This is a genomic window from Hydrogenophaga luteola (genome assembly GCF_042648585.1).
In the GTDB taxonomy this organism is placed as follows: domain Bacteria; phylum Pseudomonadota; class Gammaproteobacteria; order Burkholderiales; family Burkholderiaceae_C; genus Hydrogenophaga; species Hydrogenophaga luteola.
Window position 1 is genome coordinate 15900 of sequence record NZ_JBHRXX010000005.1, and the last position, 17521, is coordinate 33420.

The following is a 17521-nucleotide window of genomic DNA, read 5'->3' on the forward strand; positions in this document are numbered from 1 at the left end:
ACGGTGAGGTTGACGGCTTATTGCGGCTCGATCTTGGCGTCCTTGATGGCCTTGGCCCACTTGGCGGTTTCGGTCACACCGCGCTTGGCCAGGTCCTCCGGCGTGCCCGGCTCCACCGCAAAGCCGATGCCGGCGAACTTCTCCTGCACCTCCTTGCTGTTGGCCGCGGCGTTGGCCGCCTTGTTGAGCTTGGCGATCACGTCGGCGGGCGTGCCAGCGGGCACGTACATCGCGAAGTAGGCAATCAGCTCGTAGTCCTTGAGGCCCAGGGCTTCGTTGACCGTGGGAATGTCGGGTACCGCGGGCGAACGCTTGGTGGACGTGACGGCCAGGCCACGCACCTTGCCGGCCTTGACCTGCGGCAGCATCACGGCGAAGTCGGCGCTGAACATCTGCACCACGCCGCCGATCAGGTCGGTCATGGCGGCAGGGCCGCTCTTGTAGGGCACGTTGGTCAGCTCGATGCCGGCCATGCCGGCGAGCATCTCGGTGGAGACCAGCTGCGAGGTGCTGGCGCTGGCGAAGTTGATGCTCTTGGGCTTGGCCTTGGCCAGGTCGACCAGTTCCTTGAGCGTCTTGGCCGGCACGTCCGGGTTCACCGCGATGATCAGCGGCACCGAGCCCATGTAGGCCACGGGCGCGAAGGCCTTGTCCTGGTCGTAGGGCAGCTGCTTCATCAGGCTCTTGAGCGCCGCGTTGGTGCTGTTGGTGCCGATCAGCAGGGTGTAACCATCCGGCGCGGCCTTGGCCACCGCGTCGGCGCCGAGCATGCCGTTCACGCCCGGCTTGTTGTCGATCACGATGGGCTGGCCCAGGGCCTCCTGCATCTTCTGCGCGAAGGCGCGGCCGATCTGATCGGTGGCGCTGCCGGCGGCAAAGGGCACCACGGCCTTGATGGGTTTGTCCGGGTAGGTCTGCGCGAGGGCCGCAGTGCAGGCCAGTGCGGCCGCGGCCGCGGCGATGACTCGGGTCAGGGTTCGCATCGTCTTGTCTCCTTGTGGTGTGAATCGGAACTCAGTCGTCCAGCGGCAGATCCAGGATCGCCGCGCTCAGGGTCTTGCCATGCGCGTCCAGCGCGAGCGAGCGGGTGACGCCGCCCGCGAGGGCATCATGCATCACGAAGTGCACGGCCTGCAGCTGCGGCAGCACGAAGCGCTGCACCTCGCCGCCCACCACGCCCGCGAAGTGCGCCTGCACGCGGTCGGCCGTCAGCAGCCGCTCCAGCGTCGGAAAGTCTGCCGGGTCCAGCGCGATCACGCTGAGCGTGGCGCGGTTGCCCTTGTCGCCGGAACGGGCCAGGGCAATGTCGCGCAGGATTCGGCGAGGGGTGTTGCTCATGCCGTCCACTCCAGCACCTCCACGCGGGTCTGCACCGCCGAGCGCGGGATCAGGGTGGAGGCCACCGCCACCACCTCGCGCACCGACTGCGTGACGCCGCCGCCGGCCGCCGGGCCGTTGAGGTAGAGCGCCTCCACCTCCTGGCCCACACGCTCGGCCTGCGCGCGCGTCGCGCAACGCACGGCCAGCCGCACGCGCACTTCATACGGCTCGCGGTCGACGCCCAGCGCGGCGCCGTGCATGGCGTTGACGCCGATGAGTTCGGCGCGGTGTTCGCACCCCGCGAGCGACGGCAGCAAACCGTCGTACGCGAGGCGATGGCGCAGGATCTCCAGCGCGAGTTCGCCACGCGCCCGGGCGCCCGGCCCGGCGTAAGAGATCTGACCCTCGCCGATGAAACCGTCGCTGTAGCCCAGGCTGACCTTGAGCTGTTCGGGCCGCGCGTGTCCGCTGGCGCCGTCCACACGCAAGCGATCTTCGCCCAGCTCGGTGAAGCGCACACTCGAAAAGTCGCCGGTCACGTCCGCCTGCAGGTAGGCCGCCGGGTCTTCCACCTCGTACAGCAGCTGCGCCGTGCAGCTGAGCCGGTCCACGCGACCGCCGGTGCCCGGCAGCTTGGTGATGACCACGCCGCCGTCGGCATCCACCTCGGCGAGCGGAAAGCCCACCCGGTGCAGGTCGGGCACGTCCACCCGGCCCGGGTCGGCCAGGTAGCCGCCGCTGACCTGGGCCGCACATTCGAGCAGGTGACCCACGGCCAGGCCCTTGCCGAGCAGCGTCCAGTCATCAGCCGCCCAGCCGAAGTGCTGCATGAGCGGCGCGAGGAACAGCGAGGGATCGGCCACGCGGCCGGTGATGACGAGATCCGCCCCCGTGGCCAGGGCCGGCAGCAGCGCGTCGGCGCCCAGGTAGGCGTTGGCCGAGATCAGCCGATCGCCCAGCGAGCGCACAGTGTCGGCGCTGTCGAGCAGCGGCGCGTCGTGCTGCCGCACCCAGTCCAGCACGTCGTCGCCCAGCACCACGGCCACACGCAGGCGCGGCAGCTTCAGTTCACGCGCGACCGCCAGCGCCGCGTGGCCCGCGGCCAGCGGGTTGGCCGCGCCCATGTTGGTGACGATGGTGGTGCCCTGCTGCAGGCAGGCCGGCAGCACCGCGCGCAGGCGTGCGGCCAGCAGCGGGTCGTAGCCTTGCGCGGGGTCGGCGCGGCGGCGCAGCTGTGCCAGCGCGATGGTGCGCTCGGCCAGGCACTCGAACACCAGCGCGTCGAGCTCGCCGCGCTCGGCCAGCTCGACGGCCGGATCGATGCGGTCTCCGGCGTAGCCTGCACCAGCGCCGATCCGGTAGGGCCTCACGTGTTGAGTCTCCTGCTCGGACCGGCGGCGCAAGATTTACAGCACTTCGAAGATGCCGGCCGCGCCCATGCCGCCGCCGATGCACATGGTCACGCAGACGCGCTTGGCGCCGCGGCGCTTGCCTTCGATCAGCGCGTGGCCGGTCAGGCGCTGGCCCGACACGCCGTAGGGGTGGCCCACGGCGATGGCGCCGCCGTTGACGTTCAGCCGGTCGGCCGGAATGCCCAGCTTGTCGCGGCAGTACAGCACCTGCACCGCGAAGGCTTCGTTGAGCTCCCACAGGTCGATGTCCTGAATCTTCAGGCCCAGGCGCGAGAGCACCTTGGGAATGGCGAAGACCGGGCCGATGCCCATTTCGTCGGGTTCGCAGCCGGCGACGGCGAAGCCCAGGAAGCGGCCCAGCGGCTGCAGGCCACGCTTCTCGGCGAGGGTTTCGTCCATCAGCACGCAGGCGCCGGCGCCGTCGCTGAACTGGCTGGCGTTGCCGGCGGAAATCAGACCACCCGGCAGTGCCGAGCGCAGACCGTGGATGCTGTCGAAGGTGGTGCCGGGGCGGATGCCTTCGTCGTTCTCGACCGTGACCTGCTTGGTCATCAGGCCCATGACCTTGTCGGCCACGCCGGCGGTCACGGTGATGGGCGCGATCTCGGCCTTGAACAGACCGGCTTCCAGCGCAGCGGCGGCCTTCTGCTGGCTGGCGGCGCCGTACTCGTCCATGGCGTCGCGACCGATGTTGTAGCGCTTGGCCACCTGTTCGGCGGTCTGCAGCATGTTCCAGTAGATCTCGGGCTTCTGCTTCTCCAGCGCGAGGTCCTTGAGCATGTGCTGGTTCATCTCCTGCTGCACGCAGGAAATGCTCTCCACACCGCCGGCCACATAGACCGAGCCTTCGCCCGCGATGATGCGTTGCGCGGCCAGGGCGATGGTCTGCAGGCCAGACGAGCAGAAGCGGTTGACGGTCATGCCCGAGACGGTGATGGGCAGGCCGGCCTTGAGCGCGATCTGGCGCGCGATGTTGGCACCGGTCGCGCCCTCGGGGTTGGCGCAGCCCATGATCACATCTTCAACTTCGGCGGCGTCGATGCCGGCGCGCTGCACGGCGTGCTGCACGGCGTGGCCGCCGAGCGTGGCGCCGTGGGTCATGTTGAAGGCGCCCTTCCAGCTCTTGGTCAGGGGCGTGCGGGCGGTGGAAACGATGACGGCGTTGGTCATGATGGGTTCCTCAAATCTTGATTCGTGCGGTCATCAGAAGGTCTTGCCTTCGGCCGCCAGCTTGGCGAGCAAAGGTGCGGGCGTCCAGAACTTCGCATCGTCCAGCGGGTTCTTCGCAAAACGCTTCATGGCCTGGACCACGTTGAACAGGCCGACTTCGTTGGCGTAGTTCAGCGGGCCGCCGCGGTGCACCGGGAAGCCGTAGCCGAAGATGTAGACCACGTCGATGTCACTGGCCTTGTTGGCAATGCCTTCTTCCAGAATGTGAGCGGCCTCGTTCACCAGCGAGAAAACCAGGCGCTGCACGATCTCTTCGTCGGAGATCTTGCGTGGCGTGATGCCCAGCGCCTTGCGGTGCTCCTCGATCATCTGCACCACCTCGGCGTTCGGGATGGCGTCACGCTTGCCTTCGACGTAGTCGTACCAGCCCTTGCCCACCTTCTGGCCGAAGCGGCCTTTCTCGCACAGCAGGTCGGCGGTCTTGCTGTACTTCATGTCCGGCTTTTCCTGGTAGCGGCGCTTGCGGATCGCCCAGCCGATGTCGTTGCCGGCCAGGTCGCCCATGCGGAACGGGCCCATGGCCATGCCGAACTTCTCCATCGCCTTGTCCACCTGTTCGGGTGTGCAGCCTTCGTCCAGCAGGAAGCCGCCCTGGCGGCCGTACTGCTCGATCATGCGGTTGCCGATGAAGCCGTCGCACACGCCGGAGACCACCGCCGTCTTCTTGATCTTCTTGGAGATCGCCATCACCGTGGCCAGCACGTCCTTGGCGGTGGCGTCACCGCGCACCACCTCCAGCAGCTTCATCACGTTGGCCGGGCTGAAGAAGTGCATGCCCACCACGTCCTGCGGGCGCTTGGTGAAATTCGCGATCTTGTTGACGTCCAGCGTCGATGTGTTGGAGGCCAGGATGGCCCCAGGCTTCATCACGCGGTCGAGTTCCTTGAACACGGCTTCCTTGACGCCGATCTCTTCGAACACCGCTTCGATCACCAGGTCGGCCGAGCCGATGTCGTCATAGCTCAGCGTGGTGCTCAGCAGGCTCATGCGCTGCTCGTACTTGTCCTGCTTGAGCTTGCCCTTCTTGACCTGGGCTTCGTAGTTTTTGCGGATGGTCGCGATGCCGCGGTCCAGCGCCTCCTGCTTCATTTCGAGGATCTTCACCGGGATGCCGGCGTTGAGGAAGTTCATGGAGATGCCACCGCCCATGGTGCCGGCGCCAATCACGGCCACCGAAGCGATCTCGCGCTTGGGCGTGTCTTCCGGCACGTCGGGGATCTTGCTGGCGGCGCGCTCGGCGGTGAACAGGTGGCGCAGCGACTTGCACTCGGGCGTCCACATCAGGTTGATGAAGATCTCGCGCTCGAACACCATGCCGTCGTTGAACTTCTTCTTGGTCGCGGCTTCGACGGCGTCCACGCACTTGGCGGGGGCCGGGAAGTTCTTGGCCATGCCTTTGACCATGTTGCGCGCGAACTGAAAGTAGGCGTCGCCGTCCTTGTGCTTGCAGGGCAGGTTGCGCACCAGCGGGAAGGCGGAACCGTCGGCGTGTTTGGCGGCCATCTCGCGGGCAAATGCCAGCGCTTCTTCGGCCAGCGACTCGGGCGACGCAGCCAGCTTGTCGAACAGCTTCTGGCCGGGCAGCTGGGCCAGCATCTCGCTCTTGACGGGTTCGCCGCTGACGATCATGTTCAGCGCGGCTTCGACGCCCAGCACACGCGGCAGGCGTTGCGTGCCGCCGGCGCCGGGGATCAGGCCCAGCTTGACTTCCGGCAGGGCCACGTTGCAGCCGGGGGCGGCGATGCGGTAGTGCGCGCCCAGCGCCAGCTCCAGGCCACCGCCCATGCAGACGCTGTGCACGGCCGCGATGACCGGCTTGGTGGTGTTCTCCACGCGCAGGATGACGGACAGCAGGTTGGGCTCCTGGATCGCCTTGGGCGAACCGAACTCGCGGATGTCGGCGCCGCCCGAGAAGGCCTTGCCGACGCCGGTCAGCACGATGGCCTTGACCGCCGCGTCGTTCTCGGCCTTCTCCAGCCCTTCGACGATGGCCTGCCGGGTGGACAGGCCCAGGCCGTTGACCGGCGGGTTGTTCAGCGAAATGACGGCGACGTCGCCGTGGACCTGGTACTCAGCGGTCATGGGGTCTCCTCTGGGGTGAAACGGGAAAGCAGTTCAAAAACGAACGGTCGTGCGATTTTAGGAAATTTGTGCGACGCCGCAATGACCCTCTGTCGCTTGTGGGTCAGACCTCCAGCCATTCCTTGCGGGTGTAGGGGTCTGCACGGAGCGAATCCGGCGTTCCCTCGAACACGATGCTCCCGTGCCCCATCACCAGCACCCGGTCCGAGATCGCCATCGCGATGGTCAGCTTCTGCTCAATCAGCAGCACCGAAATGCCGCGGGCCTTGAGCTTCTGCAGGTACTCGCCCACCAGCTCCACGATCTTGGGCGCCAGGCCCTCGGTCGGCTCGTCGATGATGATCAGGTCCGGGTCGCCCATGAGCGTGCGGCAGAGGGTGAGCATCTGCTGCTCGCCGCCCGAGAGCACGCCGGCCTCGGTGTGCTGTCGCTCCTTCAGTCGCGGGAACATGGCGTACATGTCGTCAAAGCCCCAGCGCGAGCCCTTGCCACTGCCCTTCTGGCCCAGCAGCAGGTTCTGGTGCACGGTCAGTTTGGGAAAGATCTCGCGGTTCTCGGGCACATAGCCGATGCCGCGGTGCGCGATCTCAAAAGGCTTGTGGCCCCGGATGGCCTGGCCCTTCCAGTCGATCATGCCCTCGCAGTCCACCAGGCCCATGATGGCCTTGGCGGTGGTGGAACGGCCCGAGCCGTTGCGGCCCAGCAGCGCGACGATCTCGCCCTGCCCGACACCAAAAGACACGCCGTGCAGCACATGGCTCTTGCCGTAGTAGGCATGGAGGTTCTGGACTTTCAGCATCTGATGACCTCCATCAATGGCCGGCAGAGGCGGCTTGCTCATCGGCCAGCACCGAGCCGAGATAGGCCTCCTGCACCTTCGGATTGGCGCGCACCGCCTCGGGCGTGTCGAAGGCGATCACCTCGCCATACACCACCACCGCGATCTTGTCCGCCAGGCCGAACACCACGCCCATGTCGTGCTCCACCGTCAGCAGGGTCTTGCCCACCGTGACCTCGCGGATCAGCTCGATGAAGCGGCTGGTCTCGCTCTTGCTCATGCCGGCCGTGGGCTCGTCCAGCAGGATCACGTTGGCGCCACCACCGATGGTGATGCCGATCTCCAGCGCGCGCTGCTCGGCGTAGGTCAGGTTCATCGCCAGCGTGTCGCGTTTTTTGTCGAGCCGGATCATCTTCATCAGCTCCTCGGCCCGGTCGTTCGCATCGGTCAGGTCGGCCAGGAAGCGGAACAGCGTGTAGCGGTAGCCCAGGCTCCAGAGCACGCTGCAGCGCAGGTTCTCGAACACGCTGAGCTTGGGGAAGATGTTGGTGATCTGGAAGCTGCGCGAAAGGCCCAGGCGGTTGATTTCGAAAGGCTTCTTGCCGTCGATGCGTGTGCCGTTGAGCATCACCTCGCCACTGGTCGGCGCGAAGCGGCCCGAGATCAGGTTGAACAGCGTGGACTTCCCTGCGCCGTTGGGGCCGATGATGGCCACGCGCTCACCGGCGCGCACCGCCAGGTTGGCGCCGCGGATGATCTCGGTCTTGCCAAAGCTCTTGCGCAGATCGCGCAGCTCCAAAGCGTAGCCACCCGAATGCACATGGCTCATGCCCTGGTCAAACCGCTCGGGGTTGGCGGCGTGGGGTGTGATGCTCATTCCGTCTCCCGGCGCTTGATCTCTTTTTCGATGTCGGTCTGGATGGCCGACCACTGGGCTGCGAACTGGCGCCGCGCGATCTCGAACACACCCAGGCAGGTCAGTGTGACGAACACCGCGCCGAACCAGGTGGTGCCGGCCTTGGTGTCCAGCTCCACGCCGAGGTATTTCACCGTGTCGCCCATGGCCGCGTTCAGCTGCAGGTGGTAGATCATCTCGACCATCGAGCCAGCCCCCAGCAGCACCAGCACCGCGGTCACGCCCAGCACCAGGTAGGACACCCAGATCTCGCGCAGCCGGCCGAAGGCCGCCACGCGCAGGTTCATCATGATCAGGCTGGCGATGCCGCCCGGCGCATACATCACCATGAAGAGGAAGATCAGGCCCAGGTACAGCAGCCAGGCCTTGGTCAGCTCGGACAACAGCACCGCGGCCAGCACCATCAGCACGCCGCCGATGATGGGACCAAAGAAGAACGTGGCGCCGCCCAGGAAGGTGAACAGCAGGTAGCCACCCGAGCGCGCCGCACCCACCACCTCGGCCGTGACGATCTCGAAGTTGATCGCGCCCAGGCCACCCGCGATGCCTGCGAAGAAGCCGGCGATCATGAAGGCCAGGTAGCGCACCTTCTGCGTGTTGTAGCCGATGAACTCGACCCGCTCCGGGTTGTCGCGCACCGCGTTCAGGATGCGGCCCAGCGGCGTGCGCGTGAAGGCGAACATCAGCGCCACGCAGACAAAGGTGTAGACCGCGATCAGGTAGTAGACCTGGATCGCGGGTCCGAACGTGATACCCATGAAGGGCTGACCCGCCACCCGGTTGCCCGAAACACCGGCCTCGCCGCCGAAGAAGTCGGAGAACATCAGCGACATCGCGAACACCAGCTCGGCCATGCCCAGCGTGATCATGGCGAACGGTGTGCCCGCCTTCTTGGTCGTTACGTAGCCGAACAGGATGGCGAAGAACAGGCCCGCGAAGCCGCCCACCACGGGGATGAGGCTGACCGGGATCGGCCACTGCCCGTCCGACACGGCGTTGAGCGCGTGGATCGCGACGTAGCTGCCCAGACCCGAATAGACCGCGTGACCGAAGCTGAGCATGCCGCCCTGCCCCAGCAGGATGTTGTAGGACAGGCAGGCGATGATCGCGATGCCCATCTGCGCCAGCATGGTGACCGAGAGGTTGCTGGTGAACAGCTTGGGCGCCACCAGCAGCACGATGGCGAACAGCGACCAGACGACCCAGCGGCCGACGTTCCAGGGTTTGAATTCGTAGTGCGTCTTGCTCATGTCGGATCAGCCTTCTCGCGTACCCAGAAGACCCTTGGGCCGGAAGATCAGGATCAGCACCAGGAACAGGTAGGGCAGGATGGGCGCCACCTGCGACAGCGTCAGCTTGAGCACCGCGTTGTTCAGCGTGGCGTCCGAGAGCTGCATGCCCAGTTGCTGCGCCACGCTCACGAAGGAGTGGTCCAGGCCAACCGCGAATGTCTGGATGACACCAATCAGCAGCGAGGCCAGGAAGGCGCCCGAGAGCGAGCCCATGCCGCCGACCACCACCACCACGAAGATCACCGAACCCACCGTGGCGGCCATGGCCGGTTCGGTCACGAAGGTGCTGCCACCGATCACGCCGGCCAGCCCGGCCAGGCCCGTGCCGGCGCCGAACACCAGCATGAACACCCGCGGCACGTTGTGGCCCAGGGCCTCGACCATCTCGGGGTGAGTCAGCGCCGCCTGGATCACCAGGCCAATGCGCGTGCGCGTGAGCAGCAGCCAGAGCGAGACCAACATCAGCACCGCGATGCCCATCATGAAGGCGCGCGTGGCGGGGAACGGTGTGCAGATCACGCCCTCGGCGCTGCAGACCGCCTGACCGGCGGCGCCCAGCACCATGCCGATGCTGTCGTTGGCGTGGTGCACCAACGTGAAGGCCGGACCCCGCAGCACTTCGGGCGGCGCGAACTCCACCGCCGTCCGGCCCCAGACCAGCTGCACCAGTTCCAGCACGATGTAGGACAGGCCGAACGTCACCAGCAGCTCGGGCACATGGCCGAACTTGTGCACCTTGCGCAGCGACAGCCGCTCGAACAGCGCACCCAGCGCGCCCACCACCAGCGGCGCGACCACCAGCGCCGGCCAGAAACCGATCAGGCCCGAGAGCGTGTAGCCCACATAGGCGCCGACCATGTAGAAGCTGGCATGCGCGAAATTGAGCACGCCCATCATGCTGAAGATGAGCGTCAGCCCCGAGCTCAACATGAACAGCAGCAAGCCATAGCTCACGCCGTTGAGCATGGAGATGATGAAGAACTCCATGAAGCAGGCCTTTCGAGGGCGAAGGAGTTGGGAGAGAAAGAACCGAAACGGACCGAGTATGGCCGTTCACACCATCAGGAACATGCCCATGTGATTCTCATGAGAGTCCCAGTCGGCTCCGGCGCGAAGTGCCTCAGTCCAGAGCGCGGCGGAACCGGCTCCGCCGGGCCGCTCGCGCTGCCCCCTTGAGGGGGTGACGCGAAGCGGCGCGGGGGTGGGCCCGATCAGGGCCGCTTCATGTCGCAGCTCGTCGGCGTGCTCGACACATAGGCCGGAAACTCCTTCACTGGCGCCAGCGTCATTCCGGTGTTCTCCGGGCTGTAGGGGTACTTGGCATCCGCCTTCTGCCACACGGTCAGGAACAGCGGCTGCTGCAGCTGGTGATCCAGCTTGCGCATCTCCACCTCGCCGCTGAAGCTGTTGAACTTCAGGCCCTCCATGGCGGCCGCCACCTTCACCGGGTCGGTCGACTTGGCCTTGGCCATGGCCGTGCCCAGCGCGTTGTAGATGTGGATCACCGAGCCGGTGTAGAAGTCGTCCTTGAACTTGGCCTTGAACTCGTCGGCCCACTTGCCCACCTGGCCACCCATGTTGTAGTGGTTGTAGGCGATCTGGAACACGCGGCCTTCGGCACCGGTGCCCAGCGCGGTCGGCGTGCCGGTGACGCCGGTGTAGTAGGTGTAGAACTTGCCGGTGTAGCCGCCTTCGTTGGCCGCCTTGACCAGCAGCGCGAGGTCGGAACCCCAGTTGCCGGTGATCACGGTGTCGGCGCCTGAGGCCTTGATCTTGGCGATGTAGGGTGCGAAGTCGCGCACCTGGGCCAGCGGGTGCAGGTCCTCCCCGACGATCTGCACATCTGGGCGCTTGCGGGCCAGGGTCTCCTTGGCGAACTTGGCAACCTGGTGGCCGTGCGAGTAGTTCTGGTTGAGCAGGTAGACCTTCTTGACGTCGGGCTTGTCCTTCATGAAGGTGGTCAGCGCCTCCATCTTCATCGAGGTGTCGGCGTCGAAGCGGAAGTGCCAGTAGCTGCACTTGCTGTTGGTGAAGTCGGGGTCCACGGCCGAGTGGTTCAGGAAGATGACTTCCTTGCCCGGGTTGCGCTCGTTGTGCTTGTTGACCGCGTCGATCAGCGCACCCGCCACCGACGAGCCGTTGCCCTGGGTGATGTAGCGCACGCCTTGGTCCAGCGCGGCCTTGAAGGCGTTCAGGCTCTCGGCCGGGCTGAGCTTGTTGTCGAGGCCGATGACTTCGAACTTCACACCCGCCGGGTTGTTGGCGCTGAACTTCTCGGCGAAGAACTGGAAGCTCTTGAGCTGGTTCGAACCGACCGGCGCCATCAGGCCCGAGAGCGGGTCGATCCAGGCGATCTTGACGGTCTCGCCCTTCTGGGCGTGGGCGGCGCCGAATGCCAGGACGAGGGCTGCGGCGGCGACAGACTGGTGTGCGAACTTCACGTGACATCTCCTGGAGAAAGTGAAGTCCCCAGCGTAGCGCCGGACCTTTGTGCAGCGCTCAGGGATTGCCCTAGGCGCTATCGCACAGGCGACTCTGCTTGCACTTCCGTAGCGCCGCAGGTCGCCTGAGCGACGGTTTCAGAGCCCCGGCAACTTGTAACCGGCGAGCTGCTGGCGCAGTGTCATCTTCTGCATTTTCCCGGTCGCGCCCAGCGGGATTGCGTCGACGAACACCACGTCGTCGGGCACCTGCCACTTGGCGATCTTGCCTTCGTAGAAGGCCAGCAGATCCTCGCGCGTGACCTCGGCGCCGGGCTTCTTCACCACCACCACGATGGGCCGCTCGTCCCACTTGGGGTGCTTCATGCCGATGCAGGCGGCCATGGCCACGGCGGGGTGCGCCATGGCGATGTTCTCGACGTCGATGGAGCTGATCCACTCGCCGCCGGACTTGATCACGTCCTTGCTGCGGTCGGTGATCTGCATGAAACCGTCGGCATCGATGGTGGCCACGTCACCGGTAGGGAACCAGCCGCGGCCGGCCGCGTCGTACTGCAGCGGGTCGCCGCCCTCGCCCTTGAAGTAGCTGGCGATGATCCAGGGGCCACGCACCAGCAGGTCGCCGTAAGCCTTGCCGTCCCAGGGCTGCTCTTCGCCCAGCTCGTTGACGATCTTCATGTCCACGCCGAAGACGCTGCGGCCCTGCTTGAGGCGCACCTTCATCTTCTCGTCGGCCGGCAGCGCGACCTGCGCGTTCTTGAGCGTGCAGACCGTGCCCAGCGGGCTCATCTCGGTCATGCCCCAGGCGTGCAGCACCTCGACACCGTACTGGTCGTTGAAGGCCGCAATCATGGCCGGCGGACAGGCCGAGCCGCCGATGACGGTGCGCTTGAGCGTGCTGAACTTGAGTCCGCCGGCCTGCATGTGGCCCAGCAGCATCTGCCAGACCGTGGGCACGCCCGCGGCCATGGTGACCTGTTCGCCCTCGATCAGCTCGTAGACCGATTTGCCGTCCAGCGCCGGGCCGGGGAACACCAGCTTGCAGCCCACGGCCGCGGCCGAGTACGGCAGGCCCCAGGCGTTGACGTGGAACATGGGCACCACGGGCAGGATGGCGTCGCGCGCCGAGCAACCCAGCGCGTCGGGCAGCGCGGCACCGTAGGCGTGCAGCAGCGTGGAACGGTGCGAGTACACGGCCCCCTTGGGGTTGCCGGTGGTGCCGCTGGTGTAGCACATGCTCGATGCACAGTTCTCGTCGAACTCGGGCCAGGTGTAGGTGTCGGCGGCGGCGCCGATCCAGGCCTCGTAGCTGTGCAGATTCGGGATGCCGCTGTCGGCCGGCAGCTTGTCGGCATCGCACAGCGCGATCCAGTGCTTGACGCCCGGACACTTGGCGTGCACAGCCTGCACCAGGGGCAGGAAGCTCATGTCGAAGCACAGGGCGCGGTCGTCGGCGTGGTTGACGATCCAGACCAACTGCTCGGGGTGCAGTCGTGGGTTGAGCGTGTGCAGCACGCGGCCCGAGCCGCTGACGCCGAAATACAGCTCCAGGTGGCGGTAGCCGTTCCAGGCCAGGGTGCCCACGCGGTCGCCGAACGACAGGTGCAGACTGTCCAGCGCGTTGGCCACGCGGCGCGCGCGGGCTGCGATCTGGCCCCAGGTGGTGCGGTGGATGTCGCCCTCGACCCGCCGCGAGACGATTTCGGTGCTGTGGTGGTGGCGGTCCGCATGGACGATGAGGTTGGAAATCAGCAGCGGTTGGCTTTGCATCTGGCCCAGCATGGGGTATCTCCTGTATGTGCCGCTCAAAAAAAAGAACGGTCGTTCGTTTTGAAACCCCACATCATGCCCGAAACCGGGCGGGCTTCCCAGCATGGACCGGCGGTCTGGGCGTCTTCCGCGGGACTCCGCGAGGGCGCTTCTGCGTACTTCCACGTAGGCCCGCCGCCGCGTCCTGTGACAGAGTCGAAGGCTGCCAATTTCTCCTCCCGCGCATGCCCGACTCCCCGCCCGACACCTCGCCCCTGGCACCGCTGAAGCACCTGGACTTCCGCATGCTGTGGGTCGCCTGGCTGTTCGCCAACGTCTGCATGTGGATGAACGATGTGGCGGCGGCCTGGATGATGACCTCGCTGACCGACAAGCCGATCTGGGTGGCGCTGGTCCAGACCGCCTCGACCCTGCCGGTCTTCCTGCTGGGTCTGCCCAGCGGCGCGCTGGCCGACGGGCTGGACCGCAAGCGCTACTTCCTCGTCACGCAGCTCTGGGTAGCAGCCGTCGCCTCGGTGCTGAGCGTGCTGGTGTTCCTGGACATGGTGTCCCCCATGGTGCTGCTGGCCCTGACCTTCGCCAACGGCGTCGGCCTGGCGATGCGCTGGCCGGTGTTCGCAGCCATCGTTCCCGAACTCGTGCCGCGCCAGCAGCTGCCGGCGGCCCTGGCCCTCAACGGGGTGTCGATGAACGCGTCCCGCATCCTCGGACCGCTGCTGGCCGGCGCTCTGATCGCCAGCGCCGGCAGCGCCTGGGTCTTCCTGCTCAACGCCGTGCTGTCCCTCGGTGCCGCGGTGATCATCAGCCGCTGGCAGCGCGAGCATGTGCCCAACCCGCTCGGCCGTGAGCGTCTGCTGTCCGCCATGCGGGTGGGCCTGCAGCATGTGCTGCAGTCCGGCACGCTCAAGGGTGCGCTGCTGCGCATTGCCATCTTCTTTTTCCACTCCACCGCGCTGATGGCCCTGCTGCCCTTGCTGGCCCGCGGCATGGACGGCGGCGGCGCCGGCATGTTCACCCTGCTGCTGGCCTCGATGGGGGCCGGCGCCATCGCCGCCACGGCGTTCCTGCCGCGGTTGCGCAGCCGCTACAGCCGCGACGGTCTGGTCGTCCGGGGGGCCGCGCTGCAGGCCGCCTCCATGGCGGCGATGGCGGCGGTCACCACGCCCTGGCTCGCGGTGCCCGCCATGTTCCTCGGCGGGGCGGCGTGGATCACCACTGCCAACACCCTGAGCGTGACCATGCAGATGAACCTCCCGGACTGGGTCCGCGCGCGGGGCATGTCCATCTACCAGATGGCCATCATGGGTGCCAGCGCCGCGGGCGCCGCGCTGTGGGGCCAGATCGCCACCGCCACGGACGTGCGCACTTGCCTGGGCATGGCCGCGGTGTCCGGCCTGCTCGTCATGTGGGGGGTCAACCGCTTGCGGCCAGACACCAGCCAGCCGGCGGACCTCACGCCCCGAAGGGTTTTCACGCTGCCCACCAACGACGCGCCGCCGGCCGGCGGGCGCGTGCTGATCACCATCGAGTACCAGATCGACCCGGCCCGGATCGCCGAATTCCGCGAGCTCATGCTCACTGAGGGACGCAGTGGCCGGCTGCGCCATGGCGCGCTGTCCTGGGAATTGCTGCACGACCTCAACGACCCGGGGCGCTTTGTCGAAATGATCGTGGACGAATCCTGGACCGACCACCTGCGGCGTTTCGAGCGCGTCACCGCCGCGGACGAGGCGCTGCGGCTGCGCAAGCTGGCCTTCCACATCGGCGAGGCGCCGCCGCTGGTGCGCCGCAGCCTGATGGAAACCACGGTGGATCAGGGCTGAAGCCTGCAGGCTCACGGCCCTGCAGGCACAATGCCCGCTCCACCCCGACCCGGGTGTTCCGGAGCACCGCCATGAGCAATTTCCCGATCCAGAAAACCGAGGCCGAGTGGCGCGAGCTGCTCGCAGAGAAAGGCGCCGAACCCGCGGCCTTCCAGGTCACGAGGCACGCCTACACCGAGCGCCCGTTCACGGGCAAGTACGAACAGGTCTGGGCAGACGGCAGCTACCACTGCATCTGCTGCGGCAACCACCTGTTCGACTCGGGCACCAAGTTCGACGCCGGCTGCGGCTGGCCCAGCTTCTGGAAGGCCATCCCCGGCGCCATCACCGAGATCACCGACCACAGCCACGGCATGGTCCGCACCGAAACCGTGTGCAGCCAGTGCGGCGCCCACCTCGGTCACGTGTTCGAGGACGGCCCGGCCCCCAGTGGCCTGCGCTACTGCATGAATTCCGCCTCCATCGACCTGCAACCCAAGGACCCCGAATGAAAGCCCAGAACATCCTCCAGACCATCGGCGGCACGCCGCACATCCGCATCAACCGCCTGTTTGCGGAAGCCAGCCAGAGCGTGTGGATCAAGTCCGAGCGCAGCAACCCGGGCGGCTCGATCAAGGACCGCATCGCGTTGTCGATGGTGGAAGACGCCGAGGCCTCGGGCGCGCTCAAGCCGGGCGGAACCATCGTCGAGCCCACCTCGGGCAACACCGGCATCGGCCTGGCCATGGTGGCCGCGGTCAAGGGCTACAAGCTCATCCTGGTGATGCCCGACAGCATGAGCATCGAGCGCCGCCGCCTGATGCTGGCCTATGGCGCCAGCTTCGACCTAACGCCGCGCGAGAAGGGCATGAAGGGTTCGATCGCCCGCGCGCAGGAAATCGTCGCAAGCACGCCCGGCGCCTGGATGCCGATGCAGTTCGACAACCCGGCCAACATCGAGGTGCATGCCAAGACCACTGCGCAGGAAATCCTGGCCGACTTCCCCGAAGGCCTGGACGTGCTGATCACCGGCGTCGGCACCGGTGGCCACCTCAGTGGCTGCGCCCAGGTTCTCAAGGCGGCGTGGCCCCAGCTCAAGGTGTATGCGGTCGAACCGGTGGCCTCGCCCGTGATCTCCGGCGGCAGCCCGGCGCCCCACCCGATCCAGGGCATCGGCGCCGGCTTCATCCCCGGCAACCTCAAAACCGAGCTGCTGGACGGCGTGATCCAGGTCGACGCCGAACCGGCGCGCGAGATGGCCCGCCGCTGCGCTCGCGAGGAAGGCATGCTGGTCGGCATCTCCTCCGGCGCCACGCTGCAGGCCATCGCGCAGAAGCTGCCCGAGTTGCCGGCCGGCGCCAAGGTGCTGGGCTTCAACTACGACACCGGCGAACGGTACCTGTCGGTCGACGGTTTCCTGCCGGCATGAGCGAACTCACCGACGAGCGGTTGACGCAGCTGGAGATCAAGCTCGTCTATCTGGAAGACCTGGTCGACACGCTCAACACCATGGTGGCGCGCCAGCACGACCAGATCGCGATGCTGATCCACGAGGTCGCCCAGCTGCGACAGCGCAACGACGAGTCGCAGCCGCCGGCCTTCCGCAGCCTGCGCGACGAGCTGCCGCCGCATTACTGAGGCCCCCACGCTCCGCCGCTGCGCGGGTCGCTGCCCCCGCGGGGGCGGATCCGGCTTGGGGCGGCCGGCGCCGGATCGTTTGTGCGCTCAGCGACCGGTGGCCGCGTAGTGGGCGGCCAGGGCTTCGTCGCGCGTCATCTCGCGCACGTGGCCGTGCTCCAGACGGAAGAAGCGGTTGCAGTAGCGCTCGATCAGCTCGTCGTTGTGGGTGGCGAAGACGAAGATGCCGACCTTCTCGATCAGGCTCTCCATGCGCCGCTTGGCGTTGACCTGGAACTCGGCATCGCCCATGCCGAAGATCTCATCGACCAGCAGGATGTCGGGCTGGACCGTGGTCGCCACCGCGAACATCAAACGGGTCGACATGCCCGACGAGTAGGTGCGCACCGGCAGCCGCAGGAAGTCGCCGAGCTGGCAGAACTGCTCGATGTCGGGCACATGGGCTTCGATCTCCTTGAGGCTCATGCCCAGCAACACCCCCATGCGGGTGATGTTCTCGTAGCCGGAGAGTTCGCCGTCGATGCCGGCGCCGAGTTCGAGCATGGTCGAGACGCGGCCTTCTCGCACGATCTGGCCCGAGATCGGCGTGTAGACCCCCGCCAGGGTGCGCAGCATGGTGCTCTTGCCGGCGCCGTTGTGCCCCATCAGCGCCACCGCGTCGCCGTCGCGCAGGTCGAAGGACACATCCTTGAGCGCAGTCACCACGCTCACCTGCCCGGCCTCGCTCTCGATGCGCCCGCCGGTGCTCACCCGCATGATCTGGTTGCGCAGCGAGAAGCTGCGGCTGTTGTAGATCGGGTACTGGACCGTTACGTTCTTCAGGGTCAGGCGCGCCATGGT

16 protein-coding genes are annotated in these 17521 nt (G+C 66.7%); 4 read left to right on the forward strand and 12 right to left on the reverse strand.

Annotated elements, in window-relative coordinates:
• Positions 1-17: 17 nt before the first annotated feature.
• From ACFOPI_RS10155 to ACFOPI_RS10205, 11 genes are all read right to left on the reverse strand, one after another.
• The gene (locus tag ACFOPI_RS10155; protein WP_382173508.1) at positions 18-983 is read right to left on the reverse strand and encodes a Bug family tripartite tricarboxylate transporter substrate binding protein; all 966 of its coding nucleotides are present in this window, start codon (positions 981-983) and stop codon (positions 18-20) included.
• A 31-nt stretch (positions 984-1014) separates the two neighbouring features.
• Complete coding sequence (locus tag ACFOPI_RS10160) at positions 1015-1338, reverse strand: AtuA-related protein (protein WP_382173510.1); 324 nt, start codon at positions 1336-1338, stop codon at positions 1015-1017.
• Positions 1335-2690, reverse strand: coding sequence for an acyclic terpene utilization AtuA family protein (locus ACFOPI_RS10165; RefSeq protein ID WP_382173511.1), 1356 nt, complete (start codon positions 2688-2690; stop codon positions 1335-1337). The genes ACFOPI_RS10160 and ACFOPI_RS10165 overlap by 4 nt, the downstream gene beginning before the upstream one ends.
• A 36-nt stretch (positions 2691-2726) precedes the next feature.
• Entirely contained in the window at positions 2727-3902 is a 1176-nt protein-coding gene (locus ACFOPI_RS10170; protein ID WP_382173512.1) for an acetyl-CoA C-acyltransferase, read from the reverse strand.
• 33 nt (positions 3903-3935) lie between these two features.
• Positions 3936-6044, reverse strand: coding sequence for a 3-hydroxyacyl-CoA dehydrogenase NAD-binding domain-containing protein (locus ACFOPI_RS10175; protein ID WP_382173514.1), 2109 nt, complete (start codon positions 6042-6044; stop codon positions 3936-3938).
• A gap of 103 nt (positions 6045-6147) precedes the next feature.
• On the reverse strand, positions 6148-6843 hold the full coding sequence (locus tag ACFOPI_RS10180) for an ABC transporter ATP-binding protein (protein WP_382173515.1): 696 nt from the start codon (positions 6841-6843) through the stop codon (positions 6148-6150).
• Between the two features lie 13 nt (positions 6844-6856).
• Complete coding sequence (locus tag ACFOPI_RS10185; protein WP_382174900.1) at positions 6857-7651, reverse strand: ABC transporter ATP-binding protein; 795 nt, start codon at positions 7649-7651, stop codon at positions 6857-6859.
• A gap of 44 nt (positions 7652-7695) precedes the next feature.
• Complete coding sequence (locus ACFOPI_RS10190; protein WP_382173516.1) at positions 7696-8988, reverse strand: branched-chain amino acid ABC transporter permease; 1293 nt, start codon at positions 8986-8988, stop codon at positions 7696-7698.
• 6 nt (positions 8989-8994) lie between these two features.
• On the reverse strand, positions 8995-10017 hold the full coding sequence (locus ACFOPI_RS10195) for a branched-chain amino acid ABC transporter permease (protein ID WP_382173518.1): 1023 nt from the start codon (positions 10015-10017) through the stop codon (positions 8995-8997).
• Positions 10018-10241: 224 nt separating this feature from the next.
• A complete protein-coding gene (locus ACFOPI_RS10200; RefSeq protein ID WP_382173520.1) occupies positions 10242-11471 on the reverse strand; it encodes a branched-chain amino acid ABC transporter substrate-binding protein in 1230 nt (409 codons plus the stop codon).
• Positions 11472-11609: 138 nt separating this feature from the next.
• On the reverse strand, positions 11610-13253 hold the full coding sequence (locus ACFOPI_RS10205) for a 3-(methylthio)propionyl-CoA ligase (RefSeq protein ID WP_382173522.1): 1644 nt from the start codon (positions 13251-13253) through the stop codon (positions 11610-11612).
• A gap of 212 nt (positions 13254-13465) precedes the next feature.
• Between ACFOPI_RS10205 and ACFOPI_RS10210 the strand changes: the two genes are divergently transcribed.
• From ACFOPI_RS10210 to ACFOPI_RS10225, 4 genes are all read left to right on the forward strand, one after another.
• A complete protein-coding gene (locus tag ACFOPI_RS10210) occupies positions 13466-15064 on the forward strand; it encodes an MFS transporter (RefSeq protein WP_382173523.1) in 1599 nt (532 codons plus the stop codon).
• Between the two features lie 71 nt (positions 15065-15135).
• The gene (gene msrB / locus ACFOPI_RS10215; RefSeq protein ID WP_382173525.1) at positions 15136-15555 is read left to right on the forward strand and encodes a peptide-methionine (R)-S-oxide reductase MsrB; all 420 of its coding nucleotides are present in this window, start codon (positions 15136-15138) and stop codon (positions 15553-15555) included.
• A complete protein-coding gene (cysK, locus tag ACFOPI_RS10220; RefSeq protein ID WP_382173527.1) occupies positions 15552-16472 on the forward strand; it encodes a cysteine synthase A in 921 nt (306 codons plus the stop codon). The genes msrB and cysK overlap by 4 nt, the downstream gene beginning before the upstream one ends.
• Entirely contained in the window at positions 16469-16681 is a 213-nt protein-coding gene (locus tag ACFOPI_RS10225; RefSeq protein ID WP_382173528.1) for a SlyX family protein, read from the forward strand. Before cysK ends, ACFOPI_RS10225 begins: the two co-directional genes overlap by 4 nt.
• Before the next feature lie 87 nt (positions 16682-16768).
• Here ACFOPI_RS10225 and ACFOPI_RS10230 read toward each other — a convergent pair whose 3' ends face one another.
• The gene (locus ACFOPI_RS10230; protein ID WP_382173530.1) at positions 16769-17518 is read right to left on the reverse strand and encodes an ABC transporter ATP-binding protein; all 750 of its coding nucleotides are present in this window, start codon (positions 17516-17518) and stop codon (positions 16769-16771) included.
• Positions 17519-17521: the final 3 nt, after the last annotated feature.